Raw genomic sequence first — 15292 nt, 5'->3', positions numbered from 1 at the left:
ATGTATAAAAATACACAGTTTGCATGGGTTATATGGCTGTTTCTAGCCTTTATCGCCAGTTTTACCATATTGGCAATTTTCCTAACAGGTAGCAATTTCGCCTTTGTCAGCTTTTTGGTGATCCTCGCGCTTGTTGCGTTTATTTTTTACGGTTTAACCATTCAAGTGAACCAAGAGCAACAAACGTTAAGCTGGTGGTTTGGACCGTCGGTCGCCAAAATGACCTTAAAGTTTGACGATATCGATTATGTTCAACCCGTGACTAATTCTCTACGTCATGGCATTGGCATGCGGATCAGTACAGACGGTTGGGTATACACAGTTGCTGGATTCAAGGCACTCGAAGTGGTGATGAAGGACGGCACTAAATATCGCTTAGGAACTAATGACCAAGCCAACTTGGTTACGGCAATGGAAAGTAAACTTAAACAAGAAAAAAGCGCTGAATGATCAGCGCTTTCTATTAGTAACTTGACTAATCTTAGTGGTCGTGACCACAACCGCCTTCGCCATGAACATGCCCGTGGGCAACTTCTTCAGCTGTAGCTTCACGTACTTCAAGCACTTCAACGTCAAAGTTCAGCGTGATCCCAGAAAGCGGGTGGTTCGCGTCAACGATGACTTCTTCGTCTTCGATACCAATGATCACAACGATTTGGTCGCCTTCGTCGGTGGTCGCTCTAAATTGCATACCCACTTCGATTTCCATATCTTCAAACATTGATTTAGGAACCGCCTGAGTCAGTTCGTCAAAGCGTTCACCATAGCCTTCTTGTGGCTCGATGGTCACACTGAAAGTGTCACCAGCTTGTTTGCCTTGTAGGGCATCATCAAGACCTGGGATCAGATAGCCTGAGCCAAGCATCGCTATCACAGGCTCATCATCAAATGTGCTATCAATCGTGTTGTTGTCTTTGTCTTGAACTGAGTAGTGGATTGTCACTACCGAGTTAGGGCCAATAATCATATAAGATCCCGTTAGTTGTCTTCTAAAGAATAAGGTAGAGGTTGAATAGTAAGACTCACCTCTGGTGAATTTTTTGCTCTTAGCACCGCGTCTTGTGGTGTGTCATTTGGCATCACAGCCAGCGCATAATAACGGCCGCTGTGAGCATCAAAGGTTTGTTGAATAACCTTGCCACCACGACGCCAGTTGTCTTCAATCTGCAGCTCAATGTCTGCCTCTTCGATGCGCTCTGCAGCATTGCCTGTCACTATGTACATGGCACGTTTGTTTTTACCAAGATAGCGCATACGAGCTACGGTTTCTTGACCAGTATAGCAACCTTTCTTAAAGCTGATCCCGTTAAGGGCTTGAAGGTTAACCATTTGTGGTACAAATTCGTCCACGTGATCTGCATCAAGGCTTGGCTCTCCTGCTAAAATGCTGGCCGCAATAAACGGTGCTGGATTGCTTTGTTGTTCCACGTCCGCGGGTAAACTTGCGCCTTCGAACGCGATGAAAACAAAGCGCTCGTCTGCGAGTTTTAGCAGCTTGCCGTTGGCAACATCCACAGCACTTGCGTCAGACGAAAGCTCAACGCCAAAGGCAGTAGCAAGCGCTTTACTGTCCTGAGTCATTAAGCCAAAGACTTCGCAGTCAGCAAAATCAATGTCAACTTTGGCAAAAACGCCGTACTTTTTTAGCTCACGAAGTGATGCTTCAGCTTCGGCTACACCAGCAAGCATTAAGTAGTCGTCTTGATAGCGAGTTAAGCGCGACACAGACCAAAGCTTGCCTTTAGGGCTACAATGCCCAGACCACATAAAATTATCTTCTTTGATAAGGTTAATGTCTTGAGTAACCTGACCGTGCAAATAGCTAAGTTTATCTTGTCCTGAAATGCGAATAACCTTGAACGGAAGCGCATAAGCACGAGCAATTGACATAATATTGATCCCTATTAAAGTGTTTTCGTAATGTTACCGTAAAATCATAAGTGGAGATAGGGACGGACGATTTCAATGTGCCATTTCTATAAGTTTTATGGCATATGTTCTGCACAGTGGGTATAATTTTCTCAATAGTTTATGAGGGGTTAATCAGTTTATGGTTGAGTTACTGCCTAAAGCTCGAGTTAAATGGGCTTGCCGTCGTGGCATGTTAGAGCTGGACGTTATTTTGGAGCCGTTTGTTGAGCAGGCTTATGACGCGCTATCCGACGAAGGTAAGTACGTGTTTCAGCGTCTAGTTACCTGTGAGGATCCAGATTTATTCGCTTGGTTTATGGGTCATGAAGAATGTCCAGATCCAGAGCTAAAACGCATGGTTAAGTTAATCCTTGATCGGATCCGCGTGTAGAATCGACTTTCAACACAATCTTCAGAACCACGCCTTCTTTGTGGTTCTTTTTTCTTGCCTCGCTTTTATCCTGTTTCTGCTGTTTCCTACGCTGTGGTGGTTAGTGGCAATCGTGTTTGCCGTGACGGGTTATTGCAGTTGGCAAACTGTTCTATCTCGTACGCCAAAAGCGGGTACTGTACTCATGCTCCCAAAAGAAAACTTCATTGAAATACAGTCGCAAACGATAAATTGCAAAGGGCAGCTTATTGGTGCGACCATATGGTTTGATAGTCAAATAGCGCTAAAAATCATGGATGCGAACCAAGCTAAGCAGCAGATATTTTTGACTCGACAGGCAATACCAGAAGCGGACTGGCGTTTACTCTGTCGCACTGCGCTGCAAGCCAATTAGAAACAGCGACCAGAGCATGGCGATAAAAATCAGCACATGCTCTACATGCAAATATTATTATTTTGTCGGTGACAAAACGGTCGGTGTGGAGTTTTCAGCCATGTCTGGGAAGTCAATGGTATAGTGCAGTCCACGACTTTCTTTACGTTCTAACGCGCTGCGAATAATCAGTTCAGCTACTTGTACTAAGTTACGTAATTCAAGCAGGTTGTTACTCACTCTGAAGTTGGCGTAATAATCATGGATCTCTTGCTGTAATAACTCAACGCGGCGTAGCGCACGTTCTAACCGTTTAGTTGAGCGAACAATGCCAACATAATCCCACATAAACAATCTAAGTTCGTGCCAGTTGTGGGTAATCACTACTTCTTCGTCCGAGTCGCTGACACGGCTTTCGTCCCAATCTGGTAACTTAGATGGCTCAGGACGATTATCGATTTTAGCTAAAATATCTTTTGCGGCAGCGTGGGCAAACACAATGCATTCTAACAACGAGTTACTCGCCATGCGGTTTGCGCCGTGTAGACCTGTGTAAGCCACTTCGCCGATTGCATATAAATTGTCGATGTCAGTACGACCGTTAAAGTCAGTCATAACACCACCGCAAGTATAATGCGCCGCTGGCACTACGGGGATTGGCTCTTTGGTGATATCTAAACCAACACTTAAGCACTTAGCATAAATCGTAGGGAAGTGCTCTATGATGAACTCTTTGTCTTTATGTGAGATATCAAGATAGACGCAATTTGCGCCCAATCGTTTCATCTCATAATCAATGGCACGGGCGACCACATCGCGAGGGGCGAGTTCTTCGCGCTCATCGAAGTCAGGCATAAAACGTGTGCCGTCAGGACGTTTAAGCAGCGCGCCTTCACCGCGCATGGCTTCGGTGATTAAAAAGTTTTGTAGCTCAGGGTGGTATAAGCTGGTTGGATGAAATTGGTTAAACTCCATGTTGGCCACACGACAACCCGCACGCCACGCCATTGCGATGCCGTCACCCGAAGAAACATCTGGATTTGAGGTATACAAGTAAACTTTACTTGCGCCACCCGTCGCTAAAGCGACAAACTTAGCCGAGATGCTCTCAACTCTATCCGCTTTGCGATTATAGACGTAAACGCCTTTGATATCGCTTGAGTCGCCATGTTTATCTTTGATGAGATCGATGGCGTTGTATTGCTCAAGTATATTAATTTTTGGGTGTAACTGCACTTGGCTAATTAATGTGGTTTGAACGGCTTTACCCGTTGCATCAGCTGCGTGCAATATACGACGATGTGAATGCCCACCTTCGCGGGTTAAATGAAAGCGCTCTTTCCCTTTGCTATCCACTTCCATATCAAATGGTACGCCTTGTTCAATCAGCCACTTCAAGCAATTTTTTGCATTTGATGCGGTGTAGTGCACCGCATCGCGGTCACACAAACCAGCGCCTGCCGCAAGTGTGTCTTCGACATGTGATTCAATACTGTCATTTTTCTTATCGAATACTGCGGCAATGCCACCTTGAGCATAAAGTGTGGAGCCTTCTTTTAACGCCCCTTTGCTTATCACGGTAACCTTACAGTGGTTTGCCAAAGAAAGCGCAAGAGAGAGTCCAGCAGCGCCACTACCAATAATGACTACATCAGTATTGTGGTGAGTCGTATTTTTCATATTCGAAGATCTTTACTGTTTTTGCGTTTAATTCTGCTATTTATACCACATCTGCTATCATAGAAGGCAGAGAGTTTGTTCCGTTTAATGAGAATCATTTAGAACATTTTGTGTGACTGCTAATGGAATAATGCGAAAAAGCAGCCAAGAACTAGTACGCAAAGATGGATGAATTCGTTTATTTTAAAAAAAAATACAAAAAAACAGAACTTTTTATTCAGTACTAAGTCAGAGTAGCTGTGAATGATGGCAACTAGATACGATTTAGAAAAGCAAAAAGAGGAGTACCGGCTCGAATGAGCGAGCAGGATTTAGATCTAGATATAGTTAAACGCGTTCAACAGGGAGATAAAAACGCATTCAACCTGTTAGTTGCCAAGTATCAAAATAAAGTCGCAGCGCTAATTTCTCGTTATGTAGCGAATCAAGGCGATGTGGCAGATGTGGCACAGGAAACGTTCATTAAAGCTTATCGAGCGTTGCCTAACTTTAGGGGCGAGAGCGCATTTTATACTTGGTTGTATAGAATCGCGGTTAACTGTTCAAAAAATTATTTGGTGGCGCTTGGTCGAAAGCCGCCAGCAAACGACGTAGATGCGGAAGAAGCTGAGTTTTATGATGGTGCAGACCAATTAAGATCGAACGCTTCACCGGAAAATCTATTGTTAAGCGACGAAGTGAAAGCAGTGATTTTCAAAACTATCGAGCGCTTGCCTGACGATTTAAAAACCGCAATTACTTTGCGTGAAATTGAAGGCATGAGCTACGAGGAAATAGCTGTCATTATGGATTGTCCTGTAGGTACAGTTCGTTCGAGAATTTTTCGCGCAAGGGAAGCGATAGATAACAATTTGAACCCATTAATAGGTGAGTCTTAATATGGCACAAGCTGAAAAACAAGTGACAGAAGATTTAACGACATCGCAAATTTTTGACGGTGATCTGTCACTCAACGCTGAAACTGATGTTCGTTTAGACGAACAAAAGTTTGCTCGGTATGCCTTGATTGGTGATGTAATGCGTAGTCAAAAGCAAGACACACCTTGCATTGATATCACCAGCAGCTTTGCAGCGGCACTTGAACAAGAGCAAACGTATAGTGAGCCGGCCGTTGAGCAAGTGAAAGAAACGACGCCAAAGAGCAATGTGATTGAGCTAAGTGCATGGCGTAAGCCGTTTGCACAAGTAGCTATCGCGGCAAGTGTGTCATTGTTTGCTGTGCTTGGGGTTAATACGCTAAGCACTGACACGACTTTACCTGCGGGCGATGCGTTACAGTTGCAATCTACTCCTTTTGCTGGAGGCGTTTCTCCTGTGAGCTTATCAACTGAGCCTGCGCTTGAATCAGCGGCTAAAGGCATTAGAGAGTTACAGCAACAACGCATTGGTGCATTGGTGCTAGAGCATCAAAGGCAGTCTCGCATGGCATATGCGCTGCAGCAATCTGGTGAAAACAACACAGCTGAAAAGCAAGAGGAAAAAGAGCAATAAATGAGAGCACTGTTAGTTGTAGTAAGTGTATTTTTCTCTAGTTGGCTGTGGGCAAATGAAAGCGTATCAGCCAAACAACTGCTAAAAGACATGGCCGAAGCGGTGCATCATAGAAACTTTGATGCATCGTTTGTCGTGGTGAAAGGAAAATCTATGGAGCCTTACCGTTGGCTTCATGGTAACCAAGATGGGACTGAATTTGAGCTTTTAAGTTTGCTCAATGGTGCTGGACTTGAAATGATCCGCATTGGTGACAAAGTGACTTATTTTGAACCAAAGTCTGAGCCTTACACCATCCAAACAGATTCGATAGCAGGCCCTATTCCCGAAGTTTTATTCAAAAATATCGACAGCCTCAAAGAAAGTTATGATTTTGTCTTAGGTGGTAAAGGTCGGATTGTTGACAGACCTGCTCAGCTTGTCAGATTAGAAGCAAAGGACGACGCTAAATACAACTATTGGTTGTGGATCGATACCGAGTCATCTCTGTTGCTAAAATCCGCTTACGTAAACCAACAAGGCGAGTTGTTAGAACAGCTTCAGCTTACCCATATCAGCGTGACTGAAACCCCAGCCGAGCAATTGTTAGAACTTTCCCAAAAGCAGTTTCCTGAAGCCGTATCTGGATTGTTGAAGACACTTGAGAATGGCACGAAAAACAATTGGCAAATTGGTTGGTTACCTCAGGGCTTTGAGCTGCTAAAATCTGACAGACATAAGTTAGATTTAAACAATGAGCTGGCAGACTACTACTTGTTTTCCGACGGCCTTGTCGATATTTCGGTATTTGTACAACGTCCTTTACCGGGCCAGCGCCCAAGTGGAGCGCTTTCGTCAGGTGCGACAACGGTGTACGTACACAACACTGGTGCCTTTGACGTATCCGTAGTTGGAAATATTCCAGCAATGACCGCAAAAGCAATCGCTGAGTCTGTGAAAAGACCTTTATGATAGAACAAACTCTGACAGTTGCCGCCATAAAAGGCGCAACTGTCTACTTAGAAGCACAGCCAAAACCCGCTTGTGAAGGCTGTAACGGCAAATGCGGCTCCCAAGTATTTGCCAAACTCTTTGGCACCCACAAAAAACAATTCCCTGTAGATTTGACGGAATCTGTCGAAATTGGCCAAAAAATTAAGTTGGCATTAGACGACACTAATGTGGTGAAACATGCGTTTTATGTTTACATGATGCCATTGCTTTTTGCTTTTGCCGGCATGTTTATCGCGGCCCTCGTACTTGGTCTCAATGAACCTTTGCAGATACTTATTGCATTTACGAGTGCTGCACTCGGTTTATTTTTCGCCAGAGTCCAAGGGGATAAACTCAAACATCAGGTAAAAGTGATAAAAATTTACCCAATTAGCCTACCAATAACGCAAATAGATGGTGATTGTACTAAATAAAATGTAAAATCGAGGCCTTAATCTCTATTTGTGACTAACAGAAGTATTGAATCCAGTATATGAAGCATATCCGTAACTTTTCTATTATTGCCCACATTGACCATGGAAAATCGACGCTATCAGACCGCTTAATCCAAGTTTGTGGAGGTTTAACAGACCGCGAAATGCAGCAGCAGGTACTGGATTCGATGGACATCGAACGTGAGCGCGGTATTACCATCAAAGCACAGAGTGTAACGCTTAACTATCAAGCAAAAGATGGTGAAACCTACCAGCTAAACTTTATCGATACACCGGGACACGTTGACTTCACTTATGAAGTTTCGCGCTCTCTAGCCGCTTGTGAAGGTGCGTTATTGGTTGTTGACGCGGGTCAAGGTGTAGAAGCACAAACACTAGCGAACTGTTACACTGCACTTGAGATGGACTTGGAAGTTATTCCGGTTCTGAACAAAATTGACTTACCACAGGCTGATCCACTTCGCGTAGCCGAAGAAATTGAAGATATCGTTGGTATTGAAGCATTAGAAGCGGTTCGTTGTAGTGCGAAAACGGGTATCGGCATTGATGAAGTGCTCGAAGTGATCGTACGTGATATTCCGCCACCAGAAGGTGAGCCAAATGCGCCACTACAGGCACTGATTATCGATTCATGGTTTGACCCGTACCAAGGCGTAGTGTCATTGGTACGTATTAAAAACGGTGAATTAAGAGCGGGCGAGAAGATCAAGATCATGTCTACTGAGCAAGCTCACCAAGTAGATAAGGTTGGTATCTTTACACCGAAGCAGACTAATACCGGGGTGTTGAGAACGGGTGAAGTAGGTTTTGTTATCGCAGGTATCAAAGACATCCATGGAGCACCAGTTGGTGATACCATTACCATGGCTCGTGATTCTGCAACAGACCGTTTGCCTGGTTTCCAAAAGGTGAAGCCTCAGGTATACGCGGGAATGTTCCCAATTTCATCCGATGACTACGAAAACTTCCGCGATGCGCTTAATAAATTGAGTCTCAACGATGCATCACTATTCTTCGAGCCTGAGAACTCAACAGCACTAGGTTTTGGTTTCCGTTGTGGCTTCCTTGGTATGCTCCACATGGAGATCATTCAAGAGCGCCTTGAACGCGAATACGACATGGATCTGATCACCACAGCTCCAACGGTAATCTATGAAGTAGAAACTAAGCACGGTGTGGTGAAAATCGATAACCCATCGGATTTACCACCGGTAAACGACATTATTGAAATTCGTGAACCAATCGTTGAAGCAAATATTCTCGTTCCGCAAGAATATTTAGGAAACGTGATCACGCTGTGTGTTGAAAAGCGTGGTATGCAGACCAAGATGACCTATCACGGTAAGCAAGTTGCGTTAACCTATGAATTGCCTATGTCGGAAGTGGTGATGGATTTCTTTGATAAGTTGAAGTCTACCAGCCGTGGTTTTGCATCACTAGATTACAACTTCAAGCGTTTTGAAGCATCAGACATGGTGCGTGTGGATATTCTGTTCAATGGTGACCGCGTTGATGCGCTTGCAATAATTGTTCACCGCGATGGTTCACAAACGCGTGGCCGTCAGTTAGCTGAAGCGCTGAGAGAATTGATCCCTCGCCAAATGTTTGATATTGCTATTCAAGCTGCAATTGGTAATCACGTTATTGCGCGCAGTACAGTTAAACAGTTACGTAAAAACGTAATCGCGAAATGTTATGGTGGTGACGTGAGCCGTAAGAAAAAGCTACTGCAAAAGCAAAAAGAAGGTAAGAAGCGTATGAAGCAACTTGGTAACGTTGAAGTGCCACAAGACGCATTCTTAGCAATATTGAAAGTAGGTAAGTAACAGGAAATACAAATGGCAGGTTATTTTTCAATTTTATTGGTGCTACTCACGGTCGGTTCAGGCCTTATTTGGTTGATCGATCATTTGGTGTATGCACCAAAAAGACAAGCTAGGCTTGCTATTGCGCAAGGTGCGTCTGACACTCAGTTGGATGCCGACATCATTGCGGAAATCGCACCTGAACCTGCCATTGTTGAAAACGCGAAATCAATTTTTCCTATGATTGCCGCGATCACGATTTTCCGTTCGTTTATTTTTGAACCGTTTCAAATTCCATCAGGCTCAATGATGCCAACCTTATTGGATGGCGATTTTATTCTAGTGGAAAAATATGCTTATGGGATTAAAGACCCCGTGTGGCGTAGCAAAATTGTTGAAACGGGTACACCTGAGCGTGGTGATATTGCGGTGTTCAAGTTTCCGCTAGACGAGCGTATTGATTTCATCAAACGTATTGTTGGTTTACCGGGCGACCACATTGTTTATCGCAATCGTCAGCTTTACATTAAACCTAAGTGTGAAGACGGGCAGAGCGAAGCAAACGGGTTGACGTGTGGCGAATATAATAAGATTGATGTAGATATTGTAAATCGTGACGAGTTTACGCAAGGCCCAATGCAGTTAGTGCGTCTAACCGAGCATTTGCCAAACGTAGAACATGATATTTTAATTAATCCTGAAGTGTTAGAGTTAACAGATCGCTACTATCAACAACCAGGTACTCGCCGCGATGAGTGGGTAGTACCAGAGGGAAGTTATTTTGCGATGGGTGATAACCGTAATAACAGCCAAGATAGTCGTATGTGGGGTTTTGTACCTGATGAAAACTTGGTTGGAAGAGCGGTATTTATTTGGTTAAGTTTTGATTTTGATAATGGCCCAGACAGCATTTTGCCAGGGTGGGTTCCAACTGGTGTTCGTTTTGAACGCCTAGGTAGTATTCAGTAAAAATGAAAAGAAACGTAGAAGAACTTTATAATAAAATAGGGTACAACTTCTCTGATAAGGCGCTGCTTGAGCAGGCTTTGACGCATCGCAGTCACAAAGGCCAGCACAACGAGCGTCTCGAATTTTTGGGCGACTCTATTTTAAGCTTTGTGATTGCAAATGCTTTGTATCACAAGTTTCCAAAAGCGCGTGAAGGTGATTTAAGCCGCATGCGCTCAACGTTAGTGCGTGGTCAAACGCTGGCCGAATTCGGTGTGGAATTCGCGCTGGGTGATTATCTGCGCCTAGGTCCAGGTGAGCTGAAGAGCGGCGGGTTTCGCCGTGAGTCAACACTCGCAGATGCAGTAGAAGCCATTATTGGTGCCGTTTTCTTAGACTCTGACATCGACGTGTGTAGAGATTTGGTACTAAGTTGGTACGAATCACGCTTAACTGCGATTTCACCTGGTCATAACCAAAAAGACCCGAAGACGCTGCTGCAGGAGTATCTACAAGCTCGAAAATTACCTTTACCGGGCTACACTGTAATAGATACCAAAGGGCAAGCTCACAACCAAACATTCACGGTCGAATGTATAGTGGAAGGGATGGAAAGTATAATTTCAGTAGGCAGCTCGCGACGTAAAGCTGAGCAAAAAGCTGCCGAAAAAGCGCTTAAGATATTAAAGAATGACGCTTGATACACATTGCGGCATGATTGCCATTGTCGGTAGACCTAACGTAGGTAAATCGACACTATTAAATAAATTGGTAGAGCAAAAGGTAAGTATTACCTCGCGTAAACCACAAACCACTCGTCACCGCATCATGGGGATCCATACTGAGGGTAACTATCAAGCGGTGTACGTTGATACGCCAGGACTTCATATTGAAGAAAAGCGTGCAATTAACCGCTTAATGAACCGAGCAGCATCAAGCTCAATCGGCGATGTTGAACTGGTTATTTTTGTCGTAGAAGGGACGCATTGGACGCCTGATGACGAAATGGTACTGGCTAAAGTTAAAGACAGCGGTCGTCCTATCTTGGTGGTGATGAATAAAACCGATCAGGTAAAAGATAAAGACTTGTTGATGCCACATATTCAGTGGTTGAGTGAACAGGGTGATTTTATCGGGATCGTACCTATCTCTGCGAAGCAAGGTAAGAACGTTGATATGATCAGAGAAGAAGTGCACAAGCGTTTACCTGCATGTGAATTCTATTTCCCTGAAGATTACGTTACCGATCGCTCAATGCGTTTTATGGCGGCAGAGATCGTGCGTGAAAAGCTGATGCGCTTTATGGGCGATGAGCTACCGTACTCGGTGACGGTTGAGATCGAACAGTTTAAGTGGCAAGACAACGGCGTTTGGCAGATAAACGCGTTGATCCTTGTTGAGCGCGAATCGCAAAAACGCATGGTGATCGGCAACAAAGGCGAAAAGCTCAAAGTGATCGGTCGCGAAGCGCGTAAAGATCTTGAAAACATGCTAGACAACAAAGTCTATCTCGAATGCTGGGTTAAAGTGAAATCTGGCTGGGCAGACGACGAACGTGCTCTTCGTAGCTTAGGGTACGGAGAAGACTGATTGGATAGCGACTTTCGACAGGCCTATCTGTTACATCGCAGACCTTATAGCGATTCTCAGGTACTGCTTGACGTACTGGTCGAAGGCGTTGGACAACTCAAAATGCTTGCCCGAGTAAAGGGCAAGCAATCCCTCAAACATAATGCCCAGTTGCGGCCATTTTCATTACTTTTACTGCAATATGCAGGCAAATACGACTTTAAATACGTAAACCGTTTTGAGCCCACAGACAACCAAATCCAACTCGTTGGGCGGCAGTTATATTGTGGCTTGTATCTCAATGAGCTAACACAACGCGTGGTACCCACCAACGAACCGCTAGAGCAGATCTTTGCGCTCTATCAACTACATTTAATGCGTTTGGCCCAAGATGAAGATGTGGAACCTATCTTACGCAGTTTTGAGTTGCAATTGTTGGGTGAATTGGGTTTCGGGGTGGAACTGGAGTTTGACGCAGAAGGTAATCCAGTGCGGCCAAAAGCCGCGTATAAGTACGTATCTGAGTACGGTTTTATTGCAGTCGGTCGTGAACCTGATACGATACCGGGCAGTATGTTATTGGCCATTGCCAATCAAGATTTCCAAGACCTTGCCGTGAGAAAGGCGGCTAAGCTATTAACACGAAAATTAATGGCACCGCTGGTTGGTAAGCAAGGGCTGAAAAGTAGAGAACTATTTATTTCAAAGAAATAATACCAATTTAATCAAAAGTATAAATCGGTAAATTGGTATCGCGGTAATAAGTGGGTAATCCACTTGCTACGTCATATTATCAAGGGATAAACGATGAAAGATATTTTACTTGGCGTCAACGTAGACCATATTGCAACGCTTCGTCAGGCGCGTGGCACTAGCTATCCTGATCCAGCACATGCAGCTGCAGTAGCTGAGCACGCAGGTGCCGACGGCATTACTATTCACTTACGCGAAGATCGTCGCCATATTCAAGATCGCGATGTTTACGTGATGGCAAAAACCATCCAAACACGTATGAATCTAGAAATCGCAGTAACTGACGAAATGCTCGACATCGCTTGCGAAGTTAAACCTGAATATGTTTGCCTAGTGCCAGAAAAGCGCGAAGAATTAACCACGGAAGGTGGCTTAGACGTTGCGGGTAATCTAGATAGGATCACAGCGGCAACTCAGCGTCTAGCTGATGCAGGTATCAAAGTAAGCTTGTTCATCGACGCGGATAAAAAGCAGCTAGATGCTGCAAAGCAAACCGGTGCGCCTTACATTGAGATCCACACCGGTGCTTATGCTGATGCTGAGAACGACACCGAAATGACCGCTGAGCTTGAACGCATTCGTGAAGGCGTTCAGTATGCTTATGGCCTAGGTCTTATTGTCAACGCTGGCCATGGTTTGCATTATCATAATGTTAAACCGATTGCACAAATGCCAGAAATCTACGAACTGAACATTGGTCATGCCATTGTTGCTCGAGCGGCAATTGATGGACTGGAAAAGGCAGTACGAGATATGAAGCGTTTGATGTTAGAGGCGAGACAAGCATAACGCTTAGTGGTAAAGGAAAAGAAAGGGCTGTGCAGCCCTTTCTTTTTGCCTTGTAATCAGGCTAATACAATTGGTATCAAAATGAAAAAAATGGTGTTGGTCTTTGCAAGTTGTGCCCTTGCACCACAACTTAGCGAAGCGACAGAGAACAACGAATTTGAAATCATCACTACTACGGCATCCAGATTGGCTGAGACGGCAGGAGAGCGCCCTGTAAGCCTCTCTTCGCTCACAGAAGCTCAATTAGATGACATAGGCGTCACACATATCGAAAAGGCGTTGAGGCTCGTTGCTGGCGCAAATATACAGCATGGTAATGGTCAAGAGTATCTGCCTGCGTTGCGTTCTCAAGTGCTCTCTGGTGCAGGCGCATGTGGCGGCATTTTAATGGCGGAAGATGGTATTGCACTCAGAGCCGCAGGCTTTTGTAATATCAATGAACTCTTTGAATCGCACTTTGAAGCGGCTGAGCGTATAGAAGTGCTAAAAGGGCCAAACAGCGTATTATATGGCTCTAATGCGGTGCATGGAGTGGTTAATGTGATTACTTCAAACAGCATTCAAAAGACACCTAGGATTGCATTAGATATCGGCTCCTATGGTTATAGCCGAACTCGGATACAAGCTGGCGATAAAGCCCTTGGCTTGGGCGCAGCGTTAACCCTTACAAAAGATTCGGGTTATCGTGACGATGAAAGCGTTGAGCAACAAAAGTTAAGCGTCAAACACCAATATGAAGGTGAGAAGATTGGTGTCGTATCTGGAATGACATACACCCACTTAGATCAGCAAACTGCGGGTTATGTAACAGGAGTGGACAGCTATAAAAATAAGCAATTGGCAAAGCAAAACGAAAACCCTGAAGCATATAGAAAGGCAGAGTCATTTAGAGCTTGGACAGAAATAACCGGGCACGTTGATGATAGCAACACCGTAGTGATAAAACCTTATGTCCGCTGGCAAGAGATGGAATTTGTTAAGCATTTCTTGCCGGGTAAGCCGTTTGAAGAAAATGGTCAAACTGGTGTGGGGCTGCAAACGCTTATACACACTGAATTAAGTGACTCAATACAACTAGATTGGGGAATGGATGCGGAATATACCCAAGGCGAAATGTTGCAGTATCAGCCTACGCCGACTGAAGGCTCTGCATTTTTACACTCGACTATTCCCACAGGAAAACACTACGACTATGAGGTAGATGCAAGGCAACTCGCGCCTTTTGCAAATCTCAGTTGGCGACAGGGTAACTGGTTAGTTGAACTGGGCGGTCGTTTTGAGTCAATGAAATACGATTATCGCAACTTTTTGCCTACTGGGCGTACCAAAGAAGATGGTTCGGTGTGTGCAATGGGAGGATGCCGTTATAGTCGCCCAGCCAGTGGCAAAGATAGCTTTGCTTATTTTTCACCAAAATTTGGCCTAAGCTATGCGTTTACTGAGCGGCATATTGCCTATGCTAACGTGTCTCAAGGCTATCGCGCACCACAAACTGCTGAGCTTTACCAATTGCAGCGAGCGCAGCTAAAAGCATCGCTAGAGGAAGAAAAGGCGGACAATATCGAACTTGGCCTAAAGGGGAGTGCAGATAGTCTTGACTATCAGGTCGCGATTTATGACATGGAAAAAGAAAATTTGATCTTCCGAGATAGTGACTTTTTCTATATCAACGATGGTCGCTCAAGACACCGAGGTGTGGAGTTGGAGCTGAGTTATTCATTTTCAGCACATTGGCAACTAGATCTCGCCGCAACGCGTGCCAAACATACCTATGAACAAGATAATATTCTTGGTGGCATCAATATTAACGGCAACGATCTAGATTCAGCACCAAGGAACGTCATTAACGCCCAATTACGCTGGCAAGCACTGGATAATCTCAGTTGGTCTTTGGCTTGGCATCATGTAGGAGAGTATTTTACTGACCCCGAAAATCTTCATCGTTATTCTGGTCACGACTTGCTGAGCTTACGAGGAAAGTGGCAGGTAAATCCGCATTTGGCGTTGACGATGAGAGTGAAAAACCTAACCGACGAACGTTATGCTGAGCGTGCCGATTACACTTCATTTAGTGGTGAAAGGTACTTTCCAGGAAGACCAAGAAACATTCTGGTTTCACTGGACTACCGCTGGTAATACATGAAAAAGGGAGCAG

General features: G+C 44.6%; 17 protein-coding genes. 14 read left to right on the top strand and 3 right to left on the bottom strand.

Annotated features, from left to right (window positions below):
• Complete coding sequence (locus PPIS_RS08120; RefSeq protein WP_010371255.1) at window positions 1-450, top strand: hypothetical protein; 450 nt, start codon at window positions 1-3, stop codon at window positions 448-450.
• 31 nt (window positions 451-481) lie between these two features.
• Here PPIS_RS08120 and PPIS_RS08115 read toward each other — a convergent pair whose 3' ends face one another.
• Both PPIS_RS08115 and ygfZ read right to left on the bottom strand, forming a co-directional pair.
• A complete protein-coding gene (locus tag PPIS_RS08115) occupies window positions 482-967 on the bottom strand; it encodes an FKBP-type peptidyl-prolyl cis-trans isomerase (RefSeq protein WP_010371256.1) in 486 nt (161 codons plus the stop codon).
• An 11-nt stretch (window positions 968-978) separates the two neighbouring features.
• Complete coding sequence (gene ygfZ, locus PPIS_RS08110) at window positions 979-1890, bottom strand: tRNA-modifying protein YgfZ (RefSeq protein WP_010371258.1); 912 nt, start codon at window positions 1888-1890, stop codon at window positions 979-981.
• A 160-nt stretch (window positions 1891-2050) separates the two neighbouring features.
• Here ygfZ and PPIS_RS08105 point away from each other — a divergent pair, with 160 nt between their 5' ends.
• The gene (locus PPIS_RS08105; RefSeq protein WP_010371260.1) at window positions 2051-2302 is read left to right on the top strand and encodes an FAD assembly factor SdhE; all 252 of its coding nucleotides are present in this window, start codon (window positions 2051-2053) and stop codon (window positions 2300-2302) included.
• A gap of 40 nt (window positions 2303-2342) precedes the next feature.
• Entirely contained in the window at window positions 2343-2696 is a 354-nt protein-coding gene (locus PPIS_RS08100; RefSeq protein ID WP_371712077.1) for a protein YgfX, read from the top strand.
• Between the two features lie 57 nt (window positions 2697-2753).
• Here the strand turns inward: PPIS_RS08100 and nadB are convergent, their stop codons facing one another.
• A complete protein-coding gene (gene nadB, locus PPIS_RS08095) occupies window positions 2754-4355 on the bottom strand; it encodes an L-aspartate oxidase (RefSeq protein WP_010371264.1) in 1602 nt (533 codons plus the stop codon).
• 296 nt (window positions 4356-4651) lie between these two features.
• Here nadB and rpoE point away from each other — a divergent pair, with 296 nt between their 5' ends.
• The 11 genes from rpoE (at window position 4652) to PPIS_RS08040 (ending at window position 15273) form a co-directional block, all read left to right on the top strand.
• The gene (gene rpoE / locus PPIS_RS08090) at window positions 4652-5233 is read left to right on the top strand and encodes an RNA polymerase sigma factor RpoE (protein WP_010371267.1); all 582 of its coding nucleotides are present in this window, start codon (window positions 4652-4654) and stop codon (window positions 5231-5233) included.
• Between the two features lies 1 nt (window position 5234).
• Window positions 5235-5846 carry a sigma-E factor negative regulatory protein gene (locus PPIS_RS08085; protein ID WP_010371270.1) on the top strand — a complete coding sequence of 204 codons (612 nt, stop codon included), beginning with the start codon at window positions 5235-5237 and terminating at the stop codon, window positions 5844-5846.
• Window positions 5847-6797 carry a MucB/RseB C-terminal domain-containing protein gene (locus tag PPIS_RS08080; RefSeq protein WP_010371273.1) on the top strand — a complete coding sequence of 317 codons (951 nt, stop codon included), beginning with the start codon at window positions 5847-5849 and terminating at the stop codon, window positions 6795-6797.
• A complete protein-coding gene (locus PPIS_RS08075; RefSeq protein ID WP_010371278.1) occupies window positions 6794-7252 on the top strand; it encodes a SoxR reducing system RseC family protein in 459 nt (152 codons plus the stop codon). The genes PPIS_RS08080 and PPIS_RS08075 overlap by 4 nt, the downstream gene beginning before the upstream one ends.
• Window positions 7253-7311: 59 nt before the next feature.
• Entirely contained in the window at window positions 7312-9099 is a 1788-nt protein-coding gene (gene lepA / locus PPIS_RS08070) for a translation elongation factor 4 (RefSeq protein ID WP_010371282.1), read from the top strand.
• A 12-nt stretch (window positions 9100-9111) separates the two neighbouring features.
• Window positions 9112-10047 carry a signal peptidase I gene (gene lepB, locus PPIS_RS08065; protein ID WP_010371286.1) on the top strand — a complete coding sequence of 312 codons (936 nt, stop codon included), beginning with the start codon at window positions 9112-9114 and terminating at the stop codon, window positions 10045-10047.
• A gap of 2 nt (window positions 10048-10049) precedes the next feature.
• A complete protein-coding gene (gene rnc, locus PPIS_RS08060; protein ID WP_010371291.1) occupies window positions 10050-10727 on the top strand; it encodes a ribonuclease III in 678 nt (225 codons plus the stop codon).
• Entirely contained in the window at window positions 10717-11616 is a 900-nt protein-coding gene (gene era, locus PPIS_RS08055; RefSeq protein WP_010371295.1) for a GTPase Era, read from the top strand. Before rnc ends, era begins: the two co-directional genes overlap by 11 nt.
• On the top strand, window positions 11617-12309 hold the full coding sequence (gene recO, locus PPIS_RS08050; protein WP_010371297.1) for a DNA repair protein RecO: 693 nt from the start codon (window positions 11617-11619) through the stop codon (window positions 12307-12309).
• Between the two features lie 93 nt (window positions 12310-12402).
• Window positions 12403-13137 (top strand): pyridoxine 5'-phosphate synthase, encoded by a 735-nt coding sequence (gene pdxJ, locus PPIS_RS08045; RefSeq protein ID WP_010371301.1) that lies wholly within the window; start codon window positions 12403-12405, stop codon window positions 13135-13137.
• Window positions 13138-13218: 81 nt separating this feature from the next.
• Entirely contained in the window at window positions 13219-15273 is a 2055-nt protein-coding gene (locus PPIS_RS08040) for a TonB-dependent receptor (protein WP_019647325.1), read from the top strand.
• The last annotated feature ends 19 nt before the right edge of the window (window positions 15274-15292 follow it).

Source organism: Pseudoalteromonas piscicida (assembly GCF_000238315.3).
Lineage (GTDB): Bacteria > Pseudomonadota > Gammaproteobacteria > Enterobacterales > Alteromonadaceae > Pseudoalteromonas > Pseudoalteromonas piscicida.
Note: the sequence above shows the minus strand (reverse complement) of the source record. Positions and strands in the feature narration are given on the sequence as shown.

Bases quoted from the DNA above. Each gene is read 5' to 3' on its own strand.
- PPIS_RS08120 (WP_010371255.1), top strand. From the start codon at position 1: ATGTATAAAAATACACAGTTTGCATGGGTTATATGGCTGTTTCTAGCC.
- PPIS_RS08115 (WP_010371256.1), bottom strand. From the start codon at position 967: ATGATTATTGGCCCTAACTCGGTAGTGACAATCCACTACTCAGTTCAA.
- ygfZ (WP_010371258.1), bottom strand. From the start codon at position 1,890: ATGTCAATTGCTCGTGCTTATGCGCTTCCGTTCAAGGTTATTCGCATT.
- PPIS_RS08105 (WP_010371260.1), top strand. From the start codon at position 2,051: ATGGTTGAGTTACTGCCTAAAGCTCGAGTTAAATGGGCTTGCCGTCGT.
- nadB (WP_010371264.1), bottom strand. From the start codon at position 4,355: ATGAAAAATACGACTCACCACAATACTGATGTAGTCATTATTGGTAGT.
- rpoE (WP_010371267.1), top strand. From the start codon at position 4,652: ATGAGCGAGCAGGATTTAGATCTAGATATAGTTAAACGCGTTCAACAG.
- PPIS_RS08085 (WP_010371270.1), top strand. From the start codon at position 5,235: ATGGCACAAGCTGAAAAACAAGTGACAGAAGATTTAACGACATCGCAA.
- PPIS_RS08080 (WP_010371273.1), top strand. From the start codon at position 5,847: ATGAGAGCACTGTTAGTTGTAGTAAGTGTATTTTTCTCTAGTTGGCTG.
- PPIS_RS08075 (WP_010371278.1), top strand. From the start codon at position 6,794: ATGATAGAACAAACTCTGACAGTTGCCGCCATAAAAGGCGCAACTGTC.
- lepA (WP_010371282.1), top strand. From the start codon at position 7,312: ATGAAGCATATCCGTAACTTTTCTATTATTGCCCACATTGACCATGGA.
- lepB (WP_010371286.1), top strand. From the start codon at position 9,112: ATGGCAGGTTATTTTTCAATTTTATTGGTGCTACTCACGGTCGGTTCA.
- rnc (WP_010371291.1), top strand. From the start codon at position 10,050: ATGAAAAGAAACGTAGAAGAACTTTATAATAAAATAGGGTACAACTTC.
- era (WP_010371295.1), top strand. From the start codon at position 10,717: ATGACGCTTGATACACATTGCGGCATGATTGCCATTGTCGGTAGACCT.
- pdxJ (WP_010371301.1), top strand. From the start codon at position 12,403: ATGAAAGATATTTTACTTGGCGTCAACGTAGACCATATTGCAACGCTT.
- PPIS_RS08040 (WP_019647325.1), top strand. From the start codon at position 13,219: ATGAAAAAAATGGTGTTGGTCTTTGCAAGTTGTGCCCTTGCACCACAA.